Origin of the sequence: Reyranella sp. CPCC 100927, from assembly GCF_007859315.1 — a bacterium.
Lineage (GTDB): Bacteria > Pseudomonadota > Alphaproteobacteria > Reyranellales > Reyranellaceae > Vineibacter.
Map to the genome: position 1 here is coordinate 18,739 of NZ_VOHA01000008.1, position 22,513 is coordinate 41,251.

A 22,513-nucleotide genomic window follows, 5' to 3' on the forward strand; every position below is an offset into this window, starting at 1 on the left:
GCAGCGCAGGAGCGCATCCTCGATCATGACCGTGACCCAAGACAGCCGCGCGTCGGTTCCCACCGGAGTCGTCAAAGGCAAAGCAACGCCGCGCGGTCGCTTTCCTCACTATCGCCGGGCGGGCGACTTCGTCTTCATCTCCGGCACCAGCGCGCGCCGTCCCGACAACACGTTCGAGGGTGGCGACGCCGACACGATGGGCGTGGCGCGCGTCGATATCCGCGTGCAGACGCGCGCCGTCATCCGCAACCTTCAGGACATCCTGGCCAGTGCCGGCCTGTCCTTGAAGGACCTGGTCGAGGTCAGCTGCTTCCTGGTCAACATGAACGACTACGAAGGATTCAATGAGGTCTGGGCATCCACCTTCGACGAGAACGGACCCACCCGAACGACGGTTGCCGTACACCAGCTGCCGCACCCTCTGCTGCTCATCGAAATGAAGGCGATCGCCTTTTCTCCCCTCGACCACGAGTCCGATCGGTAGTCACCAGATACAGAGCATCCGGCCTTCCTCTTGCCTGTCACGTGGTGGTTTCGACGGCGCCAGGCGTTGAAATCGGGGACGCCGTCAGTACGAAGAAACGTCTCGGCGTTGGCTTCGGATATGGATGGGTGGCAAAAAGGTGATGCCAGTGCCGGATGTCGCCGAAACCGTTGCGGTTCAGCAGCGCTTCGGCATCGGCCAGTTCAATGCCGCCATAGAAGGGCAGACTGTCGTTCACGTCCCCGTACGTCGTGTCCGATGCACCAGCCGGATCGGCGGGGTCCCGCCAGACACCGTCCGAGAACAGCAGGACGCCACCAGGTCGCAGAAGACCTCGGATCGTCGCCAGCGTGCGACTGGGATCGGGCAGGGTCCAGAACAGGTTTCGCGCGCAGATCACGTCCCAGCTGGCGAGCGGAAGCTTGGGATCATCGACATCCCCTTGAACGAACCGGACATCGACGCCCATGGCCTCGGCGTTTTGCCGTGCCTGCACCAGCATGCCGTCAGCACCATCGACGGCGGTCACCCTGTGACCCAAAGCGGCCAGGATCAGTGCGCATGCGCCGGTTCCTGTTCCCAAATCCACCACGTCCCGAGCCGGCGGCATCGGGACCGCCTGCGCCAACACCGCAGCCCACTCCTGGGCGAATTCGATATGAGACGCTCGCGCATTGAACGATGACGCGTGCTCACTCCAGTACCGGAACACGGTGCTTTTGATTGCTTCCATTGGGACCATCTCGTAATAAAGAGATGTTATATCATAACTTTACCTGATGCCGACACAAACCTTAACTTTAGGCTCGCAGCTTCGCGCTGCGAACGGCGTACCCACGGCAGTGGCCGGATCGGACCCACCCGCACGACAGTCGCCGTGTACCAACTGCCGCACCCTCTGCTGCTGCTGGCTACCTCATCTGGCCCGGACTGTACGGCTTACCTTTTCCGTCGCGCGGATCGAACGCGTAAACCGGTCCCTCCCATTGACCGAAGTCTATGGCCGAGGAGAACCAGCCCGTTGAGTGGGAGTAGGTCTGCGGATCCCGCGGGGCAATGACATAGGCACCGCTGTATATCGCGAACTCTCCCATCAAACGCATTCCGTCGCCCCACGTACCCTCGTTGCCGGGCTCAGTTCTGGCTGCGCCGCAAGCGTAGATCGTCACGCGCTGGATCCATGGCTTCCAGACCTGCACCTTGTTGATGTTGCCCAGATGGAGTTTCTGTTTGCACAGAACCAGTCCGAATCCCGGTATCGGCGTGCTTGCGTCGGTTACGCCGCGAACTGCGTTCGCGCTTACATAGGCACCATGGCAGATGATGATCAACTCGCTGAGGCCGCCCTGAGACTTGGCATACGATGCGACCCAGTTGATGGAGCCGTCGATGTCGCTGTCTTCATTGCTGTGATGTGTGTTGGATGCCAATTTGGGCGATTCGCCTTCCACCCGTGTATCGTGCCAAAGCATGCGTCTCATGGACGTTCTCCGTGAACGATGTCGATGGGTCGACGTCTACTGCGGAACCAGCTCGGTACGGCGGTTGCGCGCGCGGCCGGCGTCGTCGGTGTTGGGTGCCACCGGGGCGAGCGGCCCGATGCCGTGACCGGTCAGCCGGGCGGCGGCAATGCCATGTGCCTGCACCAGCATCTGCACCACCGACTGCGATCGCCGGCGCGATAGATCCATGTTGTAGGCAAGCTGCCCCTGGTTGTCGGTGTGGCCAACGACATGCAGGCGCAGGTTCGGACTTGCCTGCATCAAGCGGGCGATCTCCTCGACCTGCGGTCGGCTTTCCGGCTTGATGTCGGCCTTGTCGAAATCGAACAGGATATTGTGCAGCACGATGCGGCCGTCGCGGTTGAGCGCGCTGTTCATCTCGGGGACGCCAACCGTCACCATGCGCTGCTCGCGCGCCTTGGGTTCGATGATGGTCACCACAACAATGGTCCGCTCGTTGAGCGCCTTGCAGTAGAGGTCATTGCGCAGAGAGTAGGTGGCAATCGCGACATGGGCGTCGCCGTTGGGCGTCGGCACGCGCGCCGCGGCATAGCGCAGGCCCGATATATTCGACACGACGCTGCAGTAGCCGTTGCTGTTGTATGGCGCGCGCAGCTCTGCCTTTGGATAAATCCGCATCATCAAGCTCTGGTCGCCACCGCCGCCGTCGCTGCTTCGACTGTTGTCGCCGCCACAGGCCTCGTCGCGGCAGCTGAACATGGCTTCGCCGCCGCGGGCCACGATCTCGTCCTGGTAATTGCTCATCACTTCGAGCGGGCTGCGCTGGGGCGGCACTACGTAGACGATGCGTGTCTTGCGTCCTTCCAGCGCCACGGCGCGTTCCGGCGCAAAGACCCTGTTGTTCATGCTGTCCCGCTTGTCAGCCACTTGCTTCAATGTGCTCACGGGCAGCTCGAACTCGTCGAACGCCATCTGCGCGTAGTCGACAATGAAGCTGCCGTCGTAGCGGCGCAGCAGCGGGTTGTCGCGCGCGTTGGGAATATCCCGCGTCGGAACCGTGGCGTCGGCGAGCGCCAGGTCGGGCGTGAGCATCACGGCCGTTGCGAGGACCAAACCGAAACGACAGGGATGACGCAAGGTCGACTCTCCACGGCAGACGGGACGGACACTGCGTGTCGCACGATGCCGACAGTGGAGATCAAAATGAGCCGGCGCGCCTCCTCCCAAAGGAGGAGGCACAAAACAGCCGGGCGTGGTTGTCAGCCGGGGCGGCGATGCAGTCCGCTGGATGACGCCAGCGCCAGCCGTATCAGCTCGGTCTGCCGCTGCGTGCCGGTCTTCTGGTAGCTGTGCTTGAGATGCGTCTTGACCGTGGTCCGTGACACGCCCAACTGGTCCGCCGCATCGGCGAGCGATGGCGTGTCATGTGCGAGCAGCGCGACGAGCGCGGCCTCGGCCGGAGTCAACCCGTACGCCGTTTGCAGCGCGCTCGCCATATCAGGCGGCATGGCATCCGGGTCGGCGACGAAGATGGCAACCAGCACCCTGCTCGGCTCCAGGCCCACCGCATGAACCGGCACCGGAGACATCGCGACACCATAGGGCCGCGCACCCGATCGCCGCGCCACGGCGAAGGTCTCACAGGCGGCCGCGTTACGGTCGGCCGTGGCCCTGATCCGCCGCCGCATCGCCGACGTGTCGGCCGGTCGCGCCGCGGTCAAGCGATCCCGCCGTGCCAGCAGACCGTCGGCCGCGCGCAGGATGCGCCGCGCGGCGCGATTGGCGTGCACGATCCGGCCATCGGGCTCGACCACGATGATCGGATTGGCGGCGGTATCGAGCAGCGCACCGCAAAGCTCGCGTTGACCGGCCAGTGCACCCAGGCGCCGGCTGAAACCGACAGCCCGGACCAGATGCGGCGACAAGGCCTGCAGCAACGCAACCTCGTCGGGTGCAAAATCGCCAAGGCGCCGGCCGCGGCAGAACATGATCGCGCCCACCGCCTGTGGTCCCGCCGACGTCACCAGGCCGAAATACGCGTGACGGTCCTGCGGCGCGCTCCATTCATTGTAGAACGGCGAGCGCATTAGGTTCTGTTTGGGCAGCAGCATCCAGTCGGCCGACGCCAGACCGGGCCGCAACCGCCGGAACGCCGGAAACAGCGGATTGAGTTCAGGCCTGTGGAATTCCCGATTGTACAGTGCCTGCCATTCGGGCTCGGCGCCGAATTCGCTGGAGAAACTCAACTGGTTGCCGTTGCCCACCGTCGTCGCCAGGATGCCGCCGTTGGCGCCGAAGCGCTCGCCGAGACGCACCAGTGTCGTATCCCACAGTCTGGGTTCGACACCGGCCTCGTAGATCTGTCCGATCAGGTCGAGCACATCATCGGCAAGCGACATGTACAGCCCTCGTGGCAGCGACCGCGGATTCCAGGAGAGGCAGTGCATCGGAACGGAGAGAGCCACGTTCCGACAGCATCACACGCTGGTATTATATGAGCATTCGCTCACAGTCAAGAAAGTGTGTCTGCACACTGGTTTTTCAAGCTGATCCGATGCGATCCGGTTGCCTTGGCGAGGACCATCGGATAGAGGGCATATCCATGATCAAGACCGCGCTCACCGCCGCTTTCTATTACGCGACGTTCCGATAGGGGCGGCGCGGTTTTGACATGACCGAGACAAGCCGCCGTCAGGGCGGCTTTTGTTTTCGGGCAATCCTCCTGGCGGCATACGGCCAGGAGACCTGCGATGAGTGCAACCACCCCAACGGGCATCCCCGTCGAACCGCGTTCGGCCGTGCTGAGAACGCTGTTCGCGCGCGGTTACATCCATCAGGCGACCCATCTCGCCGGCCTCGATGAAGCGTTCGCGGCGGGTATCGTGCCCACCTACGCCGGCTTCGATGCGACCGCCGACAGTCTTCATGTCGGCCATATGCTGCCGATCATGGCACTGCGCCGGCTGCAGCAGGCCGGCCACAAGCCGATTGTGCTGATCGGCGGCGGAACGAGCCGCATCGGCGATCCAAGCTTTCGCTCGGAAGTCCGGCCGATGCTGAGCGCCGAGCAGATCGCTTCGAACATCGCCGGTATCCGCACAATCTTTGGCCGTCTCCTCACCTTCGGCGACGGACCGACCGACGCGGTCATGGTCGACAACGCCGACTGGCTGGGTGACCTGCGCTGGATCGAGATGCTGCGCGACATCGGCCGACATTTCTCGGTGAACCGCATGCTGTCGTTCGACAGCGTGAAAGCGCGGCTGGACCGGCAGGAGACCCTGAGCTTCCTCGAGTTCAACTACATGATCCTGCAGGCATACGACTTCCTGGAGCTCTCACGTCGGCTCGGCGTGCGCCTCCAGATGGGTGGCGCCGACCAATGGGGCAACATCATCAACGGCATCGAGCTGACGCGCCGCACCACGGGCGAGGCGGTATTCGGGCTTACGGTGCCGCTGCTCACCACGGCGTCGGGAGCCAAGATGGGCAAGACGGCGGCGGGCGCGGTGTGGCTCAATGCCGAGCGACTGTCGCCGTTCGACTACTGGCAGTTCTGGCGCAACGTCGAGGAGGCCGATGTCGGCCGCTTCCTGACGCTGTTCACGGACCTGCCGCTCGACGAAATCGAAGACCTGGCGGCAAGGCAGGGCGCGGCGTTGAACGCGGCCAAGGAGCGGCTTGCCGACGAGGCGACCGCGCTGGCCCACGGCGCGCATGCCGCACGACAAGCAGCGGAAACAGCCGGGCAAGCCTTCGGACGGGGAGCGGCCGCCGAGGGGTTGCCGGTCGTGACGGTGACGCGGACCGAGCTTGCAAGCGGCATCCCACTCGTCGACCTGATCGTACGCGCTGGCTTGGCGCGCTCAAAAGCGGAGGCCCGTCGCGCCATCGCCGGGCGCGGCGTGCGTCTCGACGGCGCGTTGGTCACGGACGCCACGCGCGTCTGCCACGCGCAACCGGCTCCCGAGCGCCTCTCGCACGGGCGCAAGCGCCACGTGATCGTCAGCGTGATGGACTGATGGACGGCACGCGAGGGCTACGGCTTCGACGGCGCCGCATCCTGCAGCCAGAACGTATCCGGCCGATAGATTCCGAAATACGCGCCGGGATGCCAGCTGTAGATGCCCGTCCGCGGCACATTGCGCAGCCGTCGACTGACCACGATCGGTTGGCGCGATCCGGCGATGACCCCGATGGTGAACTGCTGATCGGCATGCGCGGCCAGCAGCTCATGCCAGACCGCGCGCTGATCGGCTTCACCCGTCGCGCGCTCCCACTTGCCCAGCAGATCGATCAGTCGCTGCACTTCGGGAAGGTCGCTCGGCTCGCCGGCCTTGCCGTTGCTCTCGCGGTAGAGACCCCATTGCGGCCATTGCAGGTCGCCTTGCGTGGCGGGCACGAATTCGCGCGGGCTGGAGTTGCTCGTGGGCATCGCGTTCTCCACCCCTGCCCACACGGCGATCATGGTCTGGCCGGCAAAGACCCGCTTGCGAAAAAGGTCACGCGCATGGTTGCGGTACACCATCTTGATACCGACCTGGCGCCACGTCGATGCGATCAGGTTGAGGATGTCGGTCTGCTCCTTGGTGTCGCCGGCCATCTCCACGATCAGCTCCAGCGGGCGGCCGTTCGGGAGGCGCCGGATATCCCGGCCGCGCCGGGTCAGCCCGATGTCGTCGAGCAGGCGATTGGCGTGCTGCGGATCGAACGTCGTCCATTTCTCGCCATACTCCGGCCGATACAGCGCCGAGTCGGGGCGCACCGTGTTGTTGGACGGACGGGCAAGGCCTAAGAACACGGCTTCGTTGATCTCCTCGCGGTCGATCGCCAGCGACAGCGCGCGGCGGAAGCGAACGTCGCGAAACAGCGCGCGCAGAACCGGATCCACGTGATTGAAATTGGGGTACAGCGCCAGCTCCGAACCGGTCCCGGTCTCCCACAGGTACACCTCGAACGGAAAATTCTTCGAGCCTTTCTTCAGGTAGGTGTAGTTGTCGAACCTCAGGTAGATGGCTTGCAGGCCGGCTTCTCCCGTCCCGGCCTTGAGCGGGATGACCGAGGGTGACACGACGTTGAGGATCACGCGGTCGATGTAGGGCAACTGGACGCCCTGTGCGTCGATCCGGTGATAATAGGGGTTGCGCTCGAAGATCAGCCGCATCGACGGCAACCGCGTCTTGGGAATCCACGCCAGCAGCGACGGCATGTCGGGATTGTCGTTGACGTACATCTGGTCCAGCCGGTGGTGCAACCGCATCCAGTCCTGCACCTGGAACCGCTTCATCGCCGCCTGCAGCGCGGCCGGTTCGGCGTACCTGGCGTGGAACTGGCGCAGGTAATGCGCCGGCCGATAGATGAACAGCGGAAGCGCGCGTGCCTGGGCCTCCAGGAAGTACGGATTGGGCGCGTGCCAGGTGAACCGTACGGTGCGGTCGTCGACCACGTCGAAGACAGGCGGCCGGCCCTCGACAAGCATCTCGACCGATGGGCCGTTGGGATTGAGGTCCCGGTTGTTGGCGACGTCCTCCCACCAGAAGCGAAAATCCTCGGCCGTGAACGGGTGGCCGTCCGACCAACGATGCCCCGGGCGCAGTCGAAAGGTAAACCGCCGCCCCTCCTCGACCGTATAGGACTCAAGGATGTCAGGCCGCAGCGCGAGATCGGTGCCGAAGGCCACGAGCCGGGCATAACCCAGCAGCGTCATCACACGCGTTTCCCGCTCCGACCCCACCAGCATCTCGATCGTGCCGCCCTTGCGCCCCGGCCCATCACTGCCGGCAAAGGTGCTTACGACCGACGGCACGGCAGGAAGCCGTTGCGCCAGCGGTGGCAGCGGCGCGACGTCACGGACCTGCGCCGGCGACGCACGGCTCCACGCCGCGGATGCGATCATCGCCATCGCCAACGTCAGGCTCCGAACGTGTTGTCGGCGTGTCTGGCGGACTGTCGTAAGGCCCATCTGGTTCCCGCGAGCGCTGATCGGCGCTGATCCTTGTCGCAGGATATCAGCCATTGCCGCGGCCACGCAGCGCTTGAGCGTCGCAGTGCGTCGCCGCACCCCGCCTCATCCGACGCGATGATGGCTCATGTCGCGCGGCGGGCGGCCTCTTCGCGCGCGGCTTCTGCCAGTTTGTGCTTCAGGATTTTTCCAGTCGAGCCGGCCGGCAGCGCCTCCAGGACAATGATCTCGGTCGGCCGCTTGTAGGCGGTCAGTTGGCCACTGGCATAGTCCATGAGTTCGCCTGAGGTGACGCATGACCCGGGCAGGAGTTGTACGAAGGCGACGACCTCCTCGTTACCCGCCACGGCACGTCCCACCACAGCCGATTGCACCACGCCGGGGTGGGCGTTGAGAACGGCCTCGACTTCGGCGGGATAGACGTTGAAACCGGAACGAATGATCAGCTCCTTGGAGCGCCCGGCGATGAACAAGGCATCGCCGTCGAACCGGGCCAAGTCGCCGGTGTTGAACCAGCCGTCGGCGTCGATCGCCGCCGCCGTGGCCTCCGGCGCCCGGTAGTAGCCGCGCATGACGTTGGGTCCACGGACGTGCAGTTCGCCGACATCGCCGGCGGCCACCGGCTTGCCATCGTGCCCGACCAGCCGCGTCTCGAGGCCCGGCAGGACAGTGCCGACAGACTCGTCCTGGCGCAGCGCCTCGTAGCGGACGCCGGAGATTCCCGGCGCACATTCCGTAATGCCGAACGCATTGAGCAGCGGCACGCCGAACTCGGTTTCGATCCGGCGCTTCAACGCCAGATCAAGCGGTGCGCCGGCCACGAACAGCCGCTGCAAGGCGCCACGCGGCAGCGTCTCCAGTCCGGCCACCTTCTTGTATTCCAGCAGACGCTGGTACGTCGCCGGCACACCGAACAGCATGGTCACATCGCCCCTGGCGATCGCGTCGGCCAGCGCCGCGGGATCGTATCGCGGCACGAGGTGTACGGTGCAGCCGGACATCAGCGATGCGATGAGGATGATGGAAAAGCCCACGATGTGCGACATCGGCAGCACGCCGTAGATCTTGTCCGCCGGCTTGGGCTGGCGCAGGACGCCGGAGACGCGGGCGTTGAAGAGGATGTTGGCGTGCGTGAGCATCACGCCCTTGGGATTGCCTGTCGTTCCCGAGGTGTAGAGCAGTGCCGCGACCTGCCGTGCCGCGTCGGCCTCGACCGGCTCCGGTACGGCAGCGTCGTTCAGGGGCCCGATCCCCAGCACGCCCAGGCGGCCCACGACCTGAAGCGTTGCCTCATGCCGCAACGCGTGTTGACGCGCCGGCTCGGAGATTTCCACGACATAGAGTACGCGGCGCGCGCCGCTGTGATCGCGGATCTGATCGATTTCACGATCGGACAGGCGCGGGTTGCCGACCACTGCCCAGGCGCCCAGTTCCGAGGACGCCAGCACGAGTGCCGCAAGGGCCAGGGAATTCTCTCCCACGATCATGACCCGATCGCCGGGCCGGACGCCGTAGCCCTCCAGGCTGGCCATCGTGTCCGCGACGATCGTCGGCAGTTCGCCATAGGTCCAGACAATGTCGCCGCCGATCAAGGCCGGATGGTCCGACTGCTGGCGCGCCGGCGTGCGGATGACATGGCTGATCCGATCGGGCAAGCCCGCCAGCAATGCCGCGGCTGCCTCCCTCGCCGTGCCTGAGTTCATGCTCGCCCCTGTTGTTGGATATCGCTGCCAACTCGTGCACTCACCTTCCGGATCATCAGTTCTATTTCAACACTCGTCAATTGCCCCTAATGGACATTTTTTGATTTAGTCCGTGAAAAATTCTAAATTGTCTGGTGTTTTTTCCACACTGATACTCAGCTGCGTCGAATGCGATGCGGCGTGCCGTTCAAGATTTCATCGCTGCGCTCGACGCAAAAACGTCTATTCTCGGCGCGGACTCGCGCAGGCGTGACAAGGAGAAACGAAGCCCCATGAAGACGCGCATTACCGAACTGCTCGGCATCGAACATCCCATCATCCAGGGCGGCATGCACTATGTCGGCTTTGCCGAGATGGCGGCGGCGGTTTCCAACGCCGGCGCGTTGGGCATCATCACCGGCCTGACGCAAGGCACGCCGGAGAAACTTGCTGCCGAAATCCGTCGTTGTCGCGACATGACCAGCAAGCCGTTCGGCGTCAACCTGACGTTTCTGCCCTCGGTGAAGCCGCCCGACTATCCCGGGTACATCAAGGCCATCATCGACGGCGGCATCAAGATCGTCGAGACCGCAGGCAACAATCCGCAGAAGTGGCTGCCGGCACTCCAGGAGGCCGGCATCAAGGTGGTCCACAAATGTACGTCGGTGCGCCACTCGCTGAAGGCCGAGTCGATCGGCTGCGACGCGGTGAGCGTGGATGGCTTCGAATGCGGCGGCCATCCCGGTGAAGACGACGTGCCCAACTTCATCCTGCTGCCGCGCGCGGCGGAGGAACTGAAGATCCCCTTCGTGGCCTCCGGCGGCATGGCCGATGGGCGCTCGCTCGCCGCGGCGCTGGCCCTGGGTGCCGATGGCATCAACATGGGCACGCGCTTCATCGCGACCAAGGAAGCGCCCGTGCACGACAACGTGAAGCAGGCCCTGCTGGCCGCCACCGAACTCGATACGCGGCTGGTGATGCGGCCGCTGCGCAACACCGAGCGCGTGCTGAAGAACAAGGCTGTCGACCGCCTGCTGGAGAAAGAGAAGACCCTGGGATCCCAGATCAAGTTCGAGGACATCATCCCCGAGGTCGCGGGTGTCTATCCCCGCATCATGACCGAAGGCGACATGGAGGCTGGCGCCTGGTCCTGCGGCATGGTGGCGGGATTGATCAGGGACATCCCGACCTGCAAGGAATTGGTCGACCGCACCATGCGTGAAGCGACGGATATCATCAGGGCCCGCCTGACGGGCCTGCTCGCGGCGTAACCCGCCGGCGGGGAAACGGCGGCCAACCGCCTCTGACGATGTCACCTGGACCCGCGTTCAAAGCGCGGGGCCAGGCACCTCCGGCCGTGCTATGGATGCAAGGATCCGGGGACGTCGCTGGAAGAGGCTGTGATGGCTGTGCGCGTGCAGAAAAAGAAGAAAACCAATATCACCAAATCGCCCCGTGCCGAACTGAAGCGCCGACAGATCCTGGATGCCGCAGCAGACGTCATTGCCCGTCGCGGCTACGCCAACACCATGCTGAGCGAAATCGCCGCCCAGATCCGCACGCAGGCCGGCAGCATCTACTATCACTTTGAATCGCGGGAACATCTGTTCGATGAGGTGCTGCGGCAAGGCGTCGAGGATGCCCATGCCTACACCCGGCAGATGGTGGCGAAGCTGCCGAAGACCGCCTCGGCGCTGGACCGGCTCGAAACCGCCATCCGGGCGCATCTCGAACTGCAGATGACCGGCATCAACAACTATTCGCGCGCAACCCATCGCATCTTCGGCGAGATTCCCGACGACATGCGCCAGCGGGTTCGCACACAGCAGAATGCCTACGGGCGCTACCTGCAGGGCCTGATCGATGCGGCCATGGATGCCGGCGACATCGAGAAAGTCGATCGCAGCGTGTTCCTGCTGCTGCTCCTGGGGGCGGTCAACTGGGTTCCGCAGTGGTTCAACCCCAAGGGACGGCTGTCCGCCCGCGACATCTGCGATCTCGCCGTCAGGATGGTGTTCGAGGGGCTGGCGACGCCGAAAGGCAAGTCCTACCGCAGTCGGGCACTGAAGACATAAAACCTGCCCGCGCCGCCGTGCGCCTCATGCCTTGCCGTAGACGGGGATCAAAGCACCTGAATTGACGGGATCCGCCATGCCGAGTTGCGCCACGATCAGCGCAGCGATCGACGCCGGCTTGACCCAGGTCGTGTGGTCCGCCTGCGGCATGTCGGCGCGATTGACCGGCGTATCGATCGTCGAGGGACAGAGGGCCACGACCGAAATATTCTCGCCCTTGAGTTCCTCGGCGAGTGCCACGGTGAAGGCGGCGACGGCGGCCTTCGATGCGGTGTAGGCCGTCATGTTGGCGCCTTGACGCGGGTTGAGCGCCGGCCGTGCCGATAGGTTCACGATGTGCCCGCCGCGACCAGCCTGGCGGAAGTTGGCTACGGCCTGCCGGCAGCTCAGCACGCACGAGATGAGGTTCATGGACAGCTGTTGCTGCAGCACGTCCGCCGGGCTGTCGGCGATCGGTGCCCAGGCGAAGCCGCCGGCGATATTCACGACGGCACGCAGCGGCGGCAGCTTGGCGTAGAAGGCCGCGACCGACGCTTCACTGGAAAGATCGACCGTCGTGCTGACCGAGACTCGCTCTTTCGGAAAGCGGTCGGCAGGCACGGCGGTTTCGATCGCGGGAACATGGCAATGCGCGCCGGCATCGACCAATGCCTTCACCACGGCCACGCCCAATGCGCCGGTCCCACCGGTGACGACAATGTGGGCGTCCTTCAAGTCCGGCATTTCGCACCTCGCCAGCATCACGGGCGCTGACTCTCTCACATCGCACACACCACGCAAGCCGTTGACGGCTACGGCGCGGACGCAGCCCCGATATCGTTCCACGGTGCGGTGCGACAAGCCGCGATGGCGGCGTCGAGAAACAGCCTGACCTTGGGCGCCAGATAGCGGCGGTGGGGATACACCGCGCGAATCGGCGGCCCGTCGCCGGAGAACGCCGTCAGCACCGGGGTGAGACGGCCGGCGCGAATATCGTCGCCGACGATATAGGCATCGAGCTGCGCCAGGCCGGCGCCGTCGAGCACGGCGTCGCGCACCGATTCGGCATGGCCGATGCGCAACCGGCCGCTGACGGGTTGCAACCACGCGCGCGTGCCGTCGCGAAACCGCCAGTCCAGGACCCGCCCGCCGTTTCCGAACGTGATGCAGTCATGGTCCTTCAGGTCGGCTGGCGCCTGCGGCACATCGCGGTTCGCCAGATAAGCCGGTGCCGCACAGATGATGAGCCGGTTGGGCGCAAGGACGCGGCTGACCAGGCGGCTGTCGTCCTCGCCGCCGATGCGGATGCAAAGATCCACGCCGTCGGCGATCAGGTCGACGAAATGATCGGAGAAGCTGGCCTGAACGGAGACGTCGGGCCAGCGACGCAGATAATCGGTGATCAGCGGCACCACGTGCCGGCGGCCGAAAGCGATCGGCAGGTCCAGACGCAGGATGCCGACCGGACGGCTGCCCTGCTGCATGGCCGCGAGCTCGCCTTCCTGCAGTTCCTGCAACGCACGCAGGCAGTGCTCGTAGTACGCCGCGCCCTCTTCCGTCAGCCCGATCGACCGGGTGGTGCGATGCAGGAGGCGCACGCCCAGGGCCTGCTCCAGCCGCGCGACGCTCTTGCCCACCGCCGAGCGGGTCACACCGAGCCGTTCGGCCGCGGCCGTGAAACTCTTCAGCTCGACCGCCCGGACATAGGCCTGAATATCGGACAGCCGATCGGACATGACACGCTCTCCACTCGGACGCCAGGAGATCGACTGACGCGATGCGATCAGGCTATCACCCCGGCAGATCGCCGCTATCGCAAACGCTCGCTTGAGTCTGCCCGTGGAGCGGCAATGATAGGCGCGCCAGCGCCCCAGGGAGAACCGCCGTGAGTGCGATCATCAGCCGGACCGAGTCGTTCTGCAGCCGCTTCGGCCTGCGCGTGCCGATCCTGCTGGCGCCGATGGCGGGTACCTGCCCGCCGTCACTGTCGATTGCGGTCTCCAGTGCCGGCGGACTGGGTGCCGGCGGCGTGCTGATGATGCAGCCCGACGAGATCCTTACCTGGGCCAACGAGGTGCGCGCGGCCAGCAACGGGGCGTTCCAGCTCAACGTCTGGATCCCGGATCCGCCGCCGCAGCGCGACCCCGCGCATGAGGCTCGTGTGCGCGAGTTCCTGGCGCAATGGGGTCCGGCCGTGCCGCCGGAAGCCGGCAACGCGACGTTGCCCGACTTCGCCGCACAATGCGAAGCCATGCTGACGGCGGGCCCCCGCATCGTCTCCTCCATCATGGGCCTCTACCCGCCCGACTATGTCGCCAAGCTCAAGGCGCGTGGCATCGCCTGGTTCGCCACCGCGTCGACCGTCGCCGAAGCGCGCGCCGCCGAAGCCGCCGGCGCCGACGTGATCGTGGCCCAGGGCGCCGAGGCCGGCGGCCACCGTGGCGCCTTCACGGCCGCCGACGCCGAGCGCCGGCTGGTCGGGCTGTTCGCGCTGCTGCCGGCCGTCGTCGATGCCGTGCGCGTGCCCGTGGTCGCCACCGGCGGCATCGCCGATGCGCGCGGCATTGCCGCGGCACTGGTGCTGGGCGCCAGCGCCGTGCAGATCGGCACCGGCTTCCTGCGCTGCCCCGAGGCCAAGATCCACCCGGCCTGGGCCGATGCCCTGGCGCAGACCGCCCCCGAGGACACGGTCGTCAGCCGCGTCTTCAGCGGTCGACCGGGCCGCGCCATCGTCACCGACTATGTGCGCGCCGCCACAGCCGACAGCGCACCGCCGCCGGCGCCCTACCCGGTCCAGCGCGGTCTCACCACCGCCATGCGCGCGCAGGGCCAGAAGGCAGGCGACGTGCACCGCATGCAGGCCTGGGCCGGCCAATCCGCGGCGCTGGCTTCGGCGGAACCGGCAGCGGCGCTGGTCCAGCGCCTGTGGGACGAGGCCAGGGCGATCGTCGGGTAGCGCTGCCCACATCGGGACTCGCGATCAAATTTGTCGGTCCCGGTGTTGCCAATAACGATCGCGCACCACGCGCTTGAGCACCTTGCCGACGGCACTGCGCGGCAAGCTTGACCACACCTCGACGGTCTTCGGCGCCTTCACGCCACCCAACCGGTCGCGGCACAGCACCACAATGGCTTCCGCTTCCGTCGTCAATCCAGGCTTCAGCTCCACGACGGCCTTGACCGCCTCGCCCCATTTGTCATCGGGTACGCCGATCACGACGCAATCCTGAACCGCCGGGTGGGTCAGAATGACCTGTTCGACTTCGGCTGAATAGACATTGAAGCCGCCGGTGATGATCATGTCCTTCTGGCGATCGACGATGTAGACGTAGCCGTCCTCATCCAGATAACCGAGATCGCCGGTGTGGTGCCAACCATCGCATGATACGGCCGCTGTCGCCGGCGCATCCTTGTAGTAGCCGACCATTGCCAGATTGCCACGAAAGACGATCTCGCCGACGTCCCGGGGCCTTGCCGGCCGACCACTGTCGTCCACGATCGCCAGTTGGTTGAACATGCAGGCGCGCCCCGCGCTCTGCAGCCGCCCGATCGGCCCTTCAGCCAGGATCTGCGCATGCTCGCGCGGGCTGAGAAAGGTGCCCATCAGCGGAAACTCGGCCTGGCCGTAGGCCTGCGCCATGACCGGACCGAAGACGCTGACCGCTTCCTTGATCTTCGCCGCTGCCATGGGCGCGGCCGAGTAGATGAAATAAGCCAGCGAACTGTAGTCGAACTGACGCACCCTGGCATGCGCCAGCATCATATAGATCACGGTCGGGGGCAGGAACAGGTGCGTAATGCGATGGTGTTGGATGGCCTGCATGATCGTCAATGGATCCGCGCGGTCCAGGATCACGACGGTCGCGCCGACGGCCATCAGCGGCAACGCGATAACCCCCGCCGCATGCGTCATAGGGGCGGCGATCAGGTAAACCGGCGGCTGCTCGCAGGGCAGATGGGCCCAGAAATTCGCTGTCATCGCCTCCAGCGTGGCATCGCGCCACATCACGCCTTTGGGATGGCCGGTCGTTCCTCCTGTCGACAGGACGGCGCAGAGCCGATCCGGGTTTAACGGCAGCGCCGGCGCGACGGCTCCCGGCGCCGCCATCCATCGCGCCATCTCGTCGTCGGCATCGAGACGAATGGCCCGTATGTCGGACACCGCTGCTCGCATCGCATCGGCGGCGGCTTCGAACACGCCGTGATAGAAAAGCCATGTGCATTCAGTATTGCGCAGGACTTGTATGTTCTCCTCGACGCCATTTCGAATGTTGATCGGCACCCACACCGCGCCGGCGCGCAGCACGCCAAGGACGATCAGGAAGGCATCGATACGGTTGGGGCTGTAGACGGCCACTTTGGTGTTCGGGCCGGCACCTCCTTCCAGGAGCGCAACCGCGATCCGGTTCGTCAAGGATGCGGCCTCGGCGTACGAAACAATGTCGTCGTCCTTGACGAAGGCCGCGCGCGACGGTGCAAGCCGCGCACCGCGGTCGAAGTAATCAATGGCCCGCATGGTCGAGCAATCCTCAGCCGCGAATGAAACTGCACCCACCTTCGGACAGAGGTCGGATCGCCTTGTCAGCCGGGACCGTGTCGAGAATCCGAAGATAATCCCATGGCCCCTTCGACTGCTCCGGCGCCTTCACCTGGTAGTAGAACATCGGCTGCAGTTTCCTGCCGTCAATCCGAATACTGCCCTTGCCGAACAACGGATCATCGGTCGGCAGCTCTTTCATGCGCGTCACGACCGTCCTGCCGCCGGCCGAGCCATCATCGGCCACGGCCTTCAGGTAATGAAGAAGCCCCGCATAGACACCGGCCTGAACCATCGTCGGTTTCGCACCCTTGTGGCGTGCCGCGAAGCGAGTCGCGAACTGGCGCGTGCTTTCGTTCATATCCCAGTAGAAGGACGTTACCGAACCCAGGCCCTGCGCGACCGGCAGGCCCAGCGCACGCACGTCCGTCTCGAACACGACGGGTGCCACGATGCGCCGCCCGGCACCGGCGAAACCGAACTCGTGTGCCTGCTTGAGGGCGTTCGTGAAGTCGCTGCCGCCGGCAACCAGCACCAGCACCTTGGCCTGGGAACTGCTCGCCGTCAGCAGATGGGATGCGAAGTCCGGTGTGTTGATGGCTGAACGAACGGCCCCCACCACCTTACCGCCCGCTGCCTTGACCGCGTTGGAAATGTCCCGTTCCAGCGCATGGCCGGCGCTGGTGTCGCTCGTCAGGAAGAACCAGGTGTCACCACCGGACTTGACGACCGCGTTGGCGATGCTCGCCGCAATCGCCCACGAATCATACGTCCAGTGAACGGTATTGGGCGTGCAGGCGGCGCCGAAGAGATCGGAGCTGGAAGAACCCGAAACGATCGCCACCTTGTCCTGGCTGCGCGCGAGCTCGGTAACGGCCAGGGCCGACGCGGAATGCACGAGATCGACGATGGCGCCAACCCCGTCCGCGAACCAGCGACGGGCGATTCCGGACGCAACGTCGGCCTTGTTCTGGTGATCGGCACTGCGCAGCTCTACCTTCATTGAAGGATTGAGCTTGGCGTAGTCCTCGACCGCCAGTTCGGCCGCGACCAGCGAGCCCGCACCGCTGAAATCGGCGTAGACACCGGACATATCGGTCAGAACGCCGATGCGCCGTGCGGCATCTGTCTTGCCTCGGTCCTGTGCCATGCCGACGGCAGTTGGCAGCATCAGCAGGGCCGCCAGCACAAACGGGGTCAGCCGCCTGGACATCATTGTTGCTCGTCCCTCAGTGGAGATGTCGCGCCGTTGAACCGAAGACTTTACTTCGCGGCGAGCGCGTATCCGTAGTAGGCACGGCCAGCGGTCTGCCGGCCGGCCGCATCGAAGATCATGGCTTCGCACGCCCGTGTTTCTCGCTCCGCTATCTGCGATACGTAGAACACCACCAGCGTTCGCTGCGTTGGGTCCCATGCGGCGGTTTCCAGCGTGAAGCGCAAGGTTTTGATTCGGTCGAGCGCGGCGCGCCAGTACGTCTCAAGGGCAGCCTTGCCGCGAATAACCGGTTCTCCTACAACGCTCTCAGCGACCGGGCTTTCGAATACGCAATCCTCGGTGAAATGCGCGATCACTGCGCCCACATCTCGGTTATTCCAATTGTTGATCCAAGCGGCAGCAAATGTCTGTGCGAACGCCGCATCACCAAACGTCGAGACTGCCATGACTCGCTCCTGTCGCCAGCGAACCCACGAGCAGAGGATGTATCAATATGATTGATAATGTCAATGCTATTGATATTAAGAGAGAACGGGAACTCAATGAAGCGCTGGAGCTGCTGCATTTCTGCTTTCGCGCCGTGATCGCCGAGCCCGACCGCATACTCATGAAGCAGGGTTTCGGGCGGGCGCACCACCGCATCCTCTACTTCCTGGCGCATCAACCCGGCATGCTGATGACTGAACTGATCGACGTACTGGGCGTGTCGCGCCAGGCGCTTCATCGCCCGCTTGGCGATTTGCTGCGCAAAGGGCATCTATCGATCGAGCCCTCTCAGCACAACCGCCGGAATAACGTCCTGACCCTGACGGCAAAGGGAATGGCGCTCGAACGAACGATATCGGGCCTGCAGCGCGACGCGTTTCAGGATGCCTTCGTCGCGGCTGGACCCGCCGCGGAACGCCACTGGCGTGCCATCATGGCTCACATAGCGGCAACCGGGGACGCCAGGTCCCTGCCGTCGAAGCGACGCCCGCTCAAGGCTGATTGATCGTCCGCCGTTATCGGGCCAGCGTCGTGCGTCTGGCCCGTGTCGCCGCTTCATCGACGGCTCTGCTATCGTCGGACAGGACAACGCCATAGACGTCGCCGGCAGCCTGCAGGCTGACGACACCGTCGCGGACATCGCGCAGGACGGCGTGCGGATCGCGCTCCAGCGGCGAGCCCCAACCGCCGCCGCCCGGCGACAGGGCCCGTTCGCGCAGCGGCTGGTCGAAGCGACGCACCTGGTACTTCGGCGGATCGACGATCGTGCCGTCCGCCAGGACCAGCCGCATGGCGCCGCCCTGACCGGCGCGTCCACCCTGGACACCGAAACCGGTCTCGTAGTTCAGCCCTTCGCCGCGGAACGAGTACTCGGCTGGCTCCAGCACATCGACGAGGTAGTCCACACCGGTGCCGCCGCGATACTTGCCCGGCCCGCCGCCATCGCAGCGGAACTCGTGCTTGAGGATCCGCAGCGGATAGGTCTGCTCGTAGCCTTCGACATTGGGGATGGTGAGACCACCCAGCGCGATCAGGTGACCGATCTGGTTGAAGCCGTCGCGGCCGTCGACGGCGCCGCCGGCCGCCATGCAGTGCCAGTGGTAGGCGACAAACGGCCGGTCCGTGCCGATGCGACCGGCCGAGCCGTTGTGGATGCTCTTGCCCCAGCCGGCGCAGGCGCGCGCCGGATCGGCCAGGCCCAGCGCCCGCCAGATGACATGGACGATCTCGTGCGCCACGAACACGGTGCACATCGTCATCGGTGCCGGCGGCCGGGCATTCACGATCGTGCCCTGCGGCGCTACGATCCTGACGCAGCGGAACGTGCCTTCGTTGCGCGGCAGGTCGGGCTCGAAGAACGATGCCAGCGACATGTAGACAGCCGACCATGTGTTGGCGATCGAGCTGTTCTTGAAGCCCAGGATCTGCGGGTCGGTGCCAGTGAAGTCGACCGTCAGGCCATCGGCATTCAGCTCCAGCGCAACACGGATCCAGATGTCGCGGATCTCGAAACAGTCGTTGTCCGTCTTCTCCTCGGCCCGCCATACGCCATGCGGCAAGCGTGCCAGCGCGGCCCGGAAGCTGCGATCGGCATGCGCCAGCACGCCGTCGATCAGCGCCAGCCCCTGCGCCAGGCCGTAATCCTCGAGCAGCGCCTTCAGGCGCTCGGCGCCGATCTGGGTCGATCCCAGCATTGCGCGCACATCGCCGTCGAGCAGTTCGGGCGTGCGGCTGTTGAGCTTCAGCAGCGCCCACAGGTCGTGCCGCAATGTGCCACGATCCACCAGCTTGAGCGCCGGCAGACGGATGCCCTCATGGTAGATTTCGGTCGCTTCGGCATTGTAGGTGCCGGCCGCGCCGCCGCCGATGTCGGACTGATGCGCGCGGTTGCAGGCAAAGGCAGCCAAGGTCCCGTCGACGAACACCGGCCGTGCGATCACCCAATCCGGCAGATGGTTGCCGCCCGCTTCGTAGGGATCGTTGAGCACAAAGGCGTCGTCGGGGTTGATCTGACCAGCCCATGCCTTCAGCAGAGCCCGCACCGCGAAGCCGCCGCCACCGGTGTGAATCGGGATCCCGTCGGCCTGGCTGATCAGCGTGCCGTGGGCATCGGTCAGGAAGCAGGAAAAGTCGTGGCTCTGATTGAAGATCGGGCTGCGCGCCGTGCGTGTCATCACCCAGCCCATCTGCCGGGAGATGTGGTCCAGCCGGTTCTGCACCAGCGCCAGCGCAATCGGATCCAGTGTCATCGACGATCTCCCCGCCACGTTACAAATGGCACCGACCTCACCCTGAGGAGCGAGCGCAGCGAGCGTCTCGAAGGGTGGGCAACCGCATGGGCGGTACGACCAGTCGAGACTGCAGCCCATCCTTCGAGACGCCGGCTGCGCCGGCTCCTCAGGATGAGGTTGTACGTCGCCATACGACCCATCCGTTCAGGGCAACAGCGCGATATCGAAATTGCCGGCCGTGTCCACACCCAGCACGTCGCGCGCGCCGACGAAGACCGTGGTGGTCGCCTCCTCGACGATCAACGGCCCCGAGAGGCGATGGCCCGGACGCAGGTCGGCACCGCGGTAGACGTTCACGGTCATCCAGCCGTGCGGCTCGTCGACATAGGCGCGACGCGATGCGATCGCCGCCGGTACGCCCTGCCCTCCCGGCGCCGGCGCCTGCGGATCGAACACGTCGACCTTGCCGATGCCGGCAACGCGCAGGCCGACGATGGCGATGCGGCCGCCGGGCTGTATGTGACCGAACAGGCGCTGGTGCTGCGCCTCGAAACCGTGGCGCGCCGCCGCGGGATCGAAGGCGCCGTCGACGTCCACCTGCAGCGACGATTGCTGGCCGGGATAGCGCAGGTCGAGCACCCGCACGATCATCTGCCGTTCGGGCGCGAAACCCTCGGCGCGCAGCACGCGCCGGGCTTCGGCCGCCATCTCGTCGAACGGCCGGGCCAGCGCTTCCGGTGCCACGCCGTCGAGGTCGCCGGCGAAGACCCTTACCCAGTCCTGGCGCACATCGGTGTGCAGCATGCCCAAGGCGCAGAAAGCGCCCGCGACCCGCGGCACGTAGACACGCCGGCATCCCAGCATGCGCCCCACCGCCGCGCCATGCATCGGCCCGGCGCCGCCGGCGGCGACCAGCGCGAACTTGCGCGGATCGATGCCGCGTTCGATGGAGATCCGCTCGACGGCGTTCAGCAGGTTCTGTTCCAGCAGCCGGATGATGCCGACAGCCGATTGCTCCGCGGAGAGCGCGAGCTTGCCGCCGACAGCACCGGTGAGTGCTGCTTCTGCCAGCTCGCTCTTCAGCGACACGGCGCCGCCGGCATAGGCGCCGGCTCGCAAGCGCCCCAGCGCCAGCAACGCATCGGTGACGGTCGGCTGGGTGTTGCCGAACCCGTAGCAGGCGGGGCCCGGCCGCGCGCCGGCGCCCTTGGGGCCGACGAACAGCATGCCGCCGGCATCGACACCGGCGATCGTGCCGCCGCCCGCTCCGACCGTGTGGATGTCGACGGCCGGTGTCGACAGGTGATAGCCGCCGACCATCAGCTGGTCCGTCGTCGCCACCCGGCCGTTGTTCATCAGCATGACGTCGCACGACGTGCCGCCGATCTCCATCGACAGCAGGTCATCCGTGCCGGCGGCGCGGCCGAACACGGCCAAGGCGCCGACACCACCGGCCGGTCCGGACAGCGCCAGGTTGACGGGCCGGCTTTCGAGCTGCCGCACCGAGGCGATGCCGCCGTTGCTCTGCACCAGCAGGACTCCGTGCGGCAGGCCAAGGTCGCGCAGCGTCGTGTCCAGCGCCCGCAGGTAGGGAACCACACGCGGCGCGACGTAGGCATTCACGACCGTGGTCGATACGCGCTCGTACTCACCGACGACCGAGATGACGTCGCTGGATACCGATACCGGCCAGGCATTGTCTGCCGCGCGCACGGCTTGTGCCACGGCCTGTTCGTGCGCCGGATTGGCGAAGCTGTTGATCAGGCAGATGGCGACCGAGTCGACGCCCTCGGACCGGAACACATCGAGCGCCGCGTGTACGTCGGCAATCTCGACGGGCGCGATCTCGCTACCGTCGGCAGCGATACGCCCGCGCACCGGCAGGCGGAGATAGCGCGGCACCAGGACGGGCGGAAAGGGCGTGCGATGGTCCCAGGTGTTCTCCCGCAGGCCGCGCCGGATCTCGAGACTGTCGCGAAATCCTTCCGTCGTCAGCAGGCCGACGCGCGCGCCCTTGCCTTCGAGGATGGTGTTGGTGGCGACGGTCGAGCCGTGCACGAAACCGGCGCAGCCGCGCAGGAAATCGGCAACCGTCAATCCGACCTGGGACGCCGCCGCCGTCACGGCATCGAGCACGCCACGGCTGGGATCGGCCGGCACCGATGGTACCTTGGCGACCGCCATGCGCCCATCGACATCCTGGACAACCAGATCGGTAAACGTGCCACCGACATCAACGCCCACGCGCCATGGTGCACGCAGCGTCACAACCTGCTCCCCCGACACGCCGACCCGTCCTTCCCTGCCTACCCAGAGTCACTTGTCACTGATACAGCTGTCATCCCGAGCGCCCCTTCGACAGGCTCAGGAGAGGGATCTTCTGCCAGTGACGCACGGG

Annotated in this window: 19 protein-coding genes; 6 read left to right on the forward strand and 13 right to left on the reverse strand. The window is 65.5% G+C overall.

From position 1 onward, the window contains the following. Positions 1 to 25: 25 nt before the first annotated feature. Positions 26 to 484, forward strand: coding sequence for a RidA family protein (locus FQU96_RS21630; protein WP_146543420.1), 459 nt, complete (start codon positions 26 to 28; stop codon positions 482 to 484). A gap of 37 nt (positions 485 to 521) precedes the next feature. Here the strand turns inward: FQU96_RS21630 and FQU96_RS21635 are convergent, their stop codons facing one another. The 4 genes from FQU96_RS21635 to FQU96_RS21650 all read right to left on the reverse strand — a co-directional run bounded on the left by FQU96_RS21635 (position 522) and on the right by FQU96_RS21650 (position 4,346). Then, the gene (locus FQU96_RS21635) at positions 522 to 1,226 is read right to left on the reverse strand and encodes a class I SAM-dependent methyltransferase (RefSeq protein ID WP_146543421.1); all 705 of its coding nucleotides are present in this window, start codon (positions 1,224 to 1,226) and stop codon (positions 522 to 524) included. Between the two features lie 169 nt (positions 1,227 to 1,395). Further along, entirely contained in the window at positions 1,396 to 1,965 is a 570-nt protein-coding gene (locus tag FQU96_RS21640; protein WP_146543422.1) for a hypothetical protein, read from the reverse strand. A 36-nt stretch (positions 1,966 to 2,001) separates the two neighbouring features. Beyond that, complete coding sequence (locus FQU96_RS21645) at positions 2,002 to 3,039, reverse strand: OmpA family protein (RefSeq protein ID WP_146543423.1); 1,038 nt, start codon at positions 3,037 to 3,039, stop codon at positions 2,002 to 2,004. A gap of 167 nt (positions 3,040 to 3,206) precedes the next feature. Further along, on the reverse strand, positions 3,207 to 4,346 hold the full coding sequence (locus FQU96_RS21650) for a PAS domain-containing protein (RefSeq protein ID WP_178130631.1): 1,140 nt from the start codon (positions 4,344 to 4,346) through the stop codon (positions 3,207 to 3,209). A gap of 351 nt (positions 4,347 to 4,697) precedes the next feature. On the opposite strand from FQU96_RS21650, the gene tyrS reads away from it, so the two are divergent. Then, positions 4,698 to 5,969 carry a tyrosine--tRNA ligase gene (gene tyrS, locus FQU96_RS21655; RefSeq protein WP_146543425.1) on the forward strand — a complete coding sequence of 424 codons (1,272 nt, stop codon included), beginning with the start codon at positions 4,698 to 4,700 and terminating at the stop codon, positions 5,967 to 5,969. Positions 5,970 to 5,986: 17 nt separating this feature from the next. Here the strand turns inward: tyrS and FQU96_RS21660 are convergent, their stop codons facing one another. Continuing rightward, a complete protein-coding gene (locus tag FQU96_RS21660; RefSeq protein WP_178130632.1) occupies positions 5,987 to 7,843 on the reverse strand; it encodes an ABC transporter substrate-binding protein in 1,857 nt (618 codons plus the stop codon). 191 nt (positions 7,844 to 8,034) lie between these two features. Then, positions 8,035 to 9,612, reverse strand: a complete 1,578-nt coding sequence (locus FQU96_RS21665; protein WP_146543427.1) for a class I adenylate-forming enzyme family protein — start codon at positions 9,610 to 9,612, stop codon at positions 8,035 to 8,037. A 272-nt stretch (positions 9,613 to 9,884) separates the two neighbouring features. Here FQU96_RS21665 and FQU96_RS21670 point away from each other — a divergent pair, with 272 nt between their 5' ends. Together FQU96_RS21670 and FQU96_RS21675 are read left to right on the forward strand one after the other, a co-directional pair. Continuing rightward, positions 9,885 to 10,862 carry a nitronate monooxygenase family protein gene (locus FQU96_RS21670; protein ID WP_146543428.1) on the forward strand — a complete coding sequence of 326 codons (978 nt, stop codon included), beginning with the start codon at positions 9,885 to 9,887 and terminating at the stop codon, positions 10,860 to 10,862. A gap of 132 nt (positions 10,863 to 10,994) precedes the next feature. Then, a complete protein-coding gene (locus tag FQU96_RS21675) occupies positions 10,995 to 11,666 on the forward strand; it encodes a TetR/AcrR family transcriptional regulator (protein WP_146543429.1) in 672 nt (223 codons plus the stop codon). Between the two features lie 24 nt (positions 11,667 to 11,690). Here the strand turns inward: FQU96_RS21675 and FQU96_RS21680 are convergent, their stop codons facing one another. Next, positions 11,691 to 12,389 carry an SDR family NAD(P)-dependent oxidoreductase gene (locus tag FQU96_RS21680; RefSeq protein WP_146543430.1) on the reverse strand — a complete coding sequence of 233 codons (699 nt, stop codon included), beginning with the start codon at positions 12,387 to 12,389 and terminating at the stop codon, positions 11,691 to 11,693. A gap of 68 nt (positions 12,390 to 12,457) precedes the next feature. After that, positions 12,458 to 13,381, reverse strand: a complete 924-nt coding sequence (locus FQU96_RS21685) for a LysR family transcriptional regulator (RefSeq protein WP_146543431.1) — start codon at positions 13,379 to 13,381, stop codon at positions 12,458 to 12,460. Positions 13,382 to 13,530: 149 nt separating this feature from the next. Between FQU96_RS21685 and FQU96_RS21690 the strand changes: the two genes are divergently transcribed. Continuing rightward, entirely contained in the window at positions 13,531 to 14,601 is a 1,071-nt protein-coding gene (locus FQU96_RS21690; RefSeq protein ID WP_146543432.1) for a nitronate monooxygenase family protein, read from the forward strand. Between the two features lie 24 nt (positions 14,602 to 14,625). Here the strand turns inward: FQU96_RS21690 and FQU96_RS21695 are convergent, their stop codons facing one another. Genes FQU96_RS21695 through FQU96_RS21705 form a run of 3 tightly spaced genes read right to left on the reverse strand, consistent with a single transcriptional unit; the run spans position 14,626 to position 17,844 of the window. After that, a complete protein-coding gene (locus tag FQU96_RS21695; RefSeq protein ID WP_146543433.1) occupies positions 14,626 to 16,161 on the reverse strand; it encodes an AMP-binding protein in 1,536 nt (511 codons plus the stop codon). 13 nt (positions 16,162 to 16,174) lie between these two features. Then, positions 16,175 to 17,395: an ABC transporter substrate-binding protein gene (locus tag FQU96_RS21700; RefSeq protein WP_146543434.1), complete on the reverse strand. Its 1,221-nt coding sequence runs from the start codon at positions 17,393 to 17,395 to the stop codon at positions 16,175 to 16,177. Between the two features lie 50 nt (positions 17,396 to 17,445). Beyond that, entirely contained in the window at positions 17,446 to 17,844 is a 399-nt protein-coding gene (locus FQU96_RS21705) for a nuclear transport factor 2 family protein (protein WP_146543435.1), read from the reverse strand. Positions 17,845 to 17,891: 47 nt separating this feature from the next. Here FQU96_RS21705 and FQU96_RS21710 point away from each other — a divergent pair, with 47 nt between their 5' ends. Further along, on the forward strand, positions 17,892 to 18,389 hold the full coding sequence (locus tag FQU96_RS21710) for a MarR family winged helix-turn-helix transcriptional regulator (RefSeq protein WP_146543436.1): 498 nt from the start codon (positions 17,892 to 17,894) through the stop codon (positions 18,387 to 18,389). 10 nt (positions 18,390 to 18,399) lie between these two features. Here FQU96_RS21710 and FQU96_RS21715 read toward each other — a convergent pair whose 3' ends face one another. After that, positions 18,400 to 20,133 carry a hydantoinase B/oxoprolinase family protein gene (locus FQU96_RS21715; RefSeq protein WP_146543437.1) on the reverse strand — a complete coding sequence of 578 codons (1,734 nt, stop codon included), beginning with the start codon at positions 20,131 to 20,133 and terminating at the stop codon, positions 18,400 to 18,402. Between the two features lie 186 nt (positions 20,134 to 20,319). Next, positions 20,320 to 22,383, reverse strand: a complete 2,064-nt coding sequence (locus FQU96_RS21720; RefSeq protein ID WP_255468432.1) for a hydantoinase/oxoprolinase family protein — start codon at positions 22,381 to 22,383, stop codon at positions 20,320 to 20,322. Positions 22,384 to 22,513 lie beyond the last annotated feature (130 nt).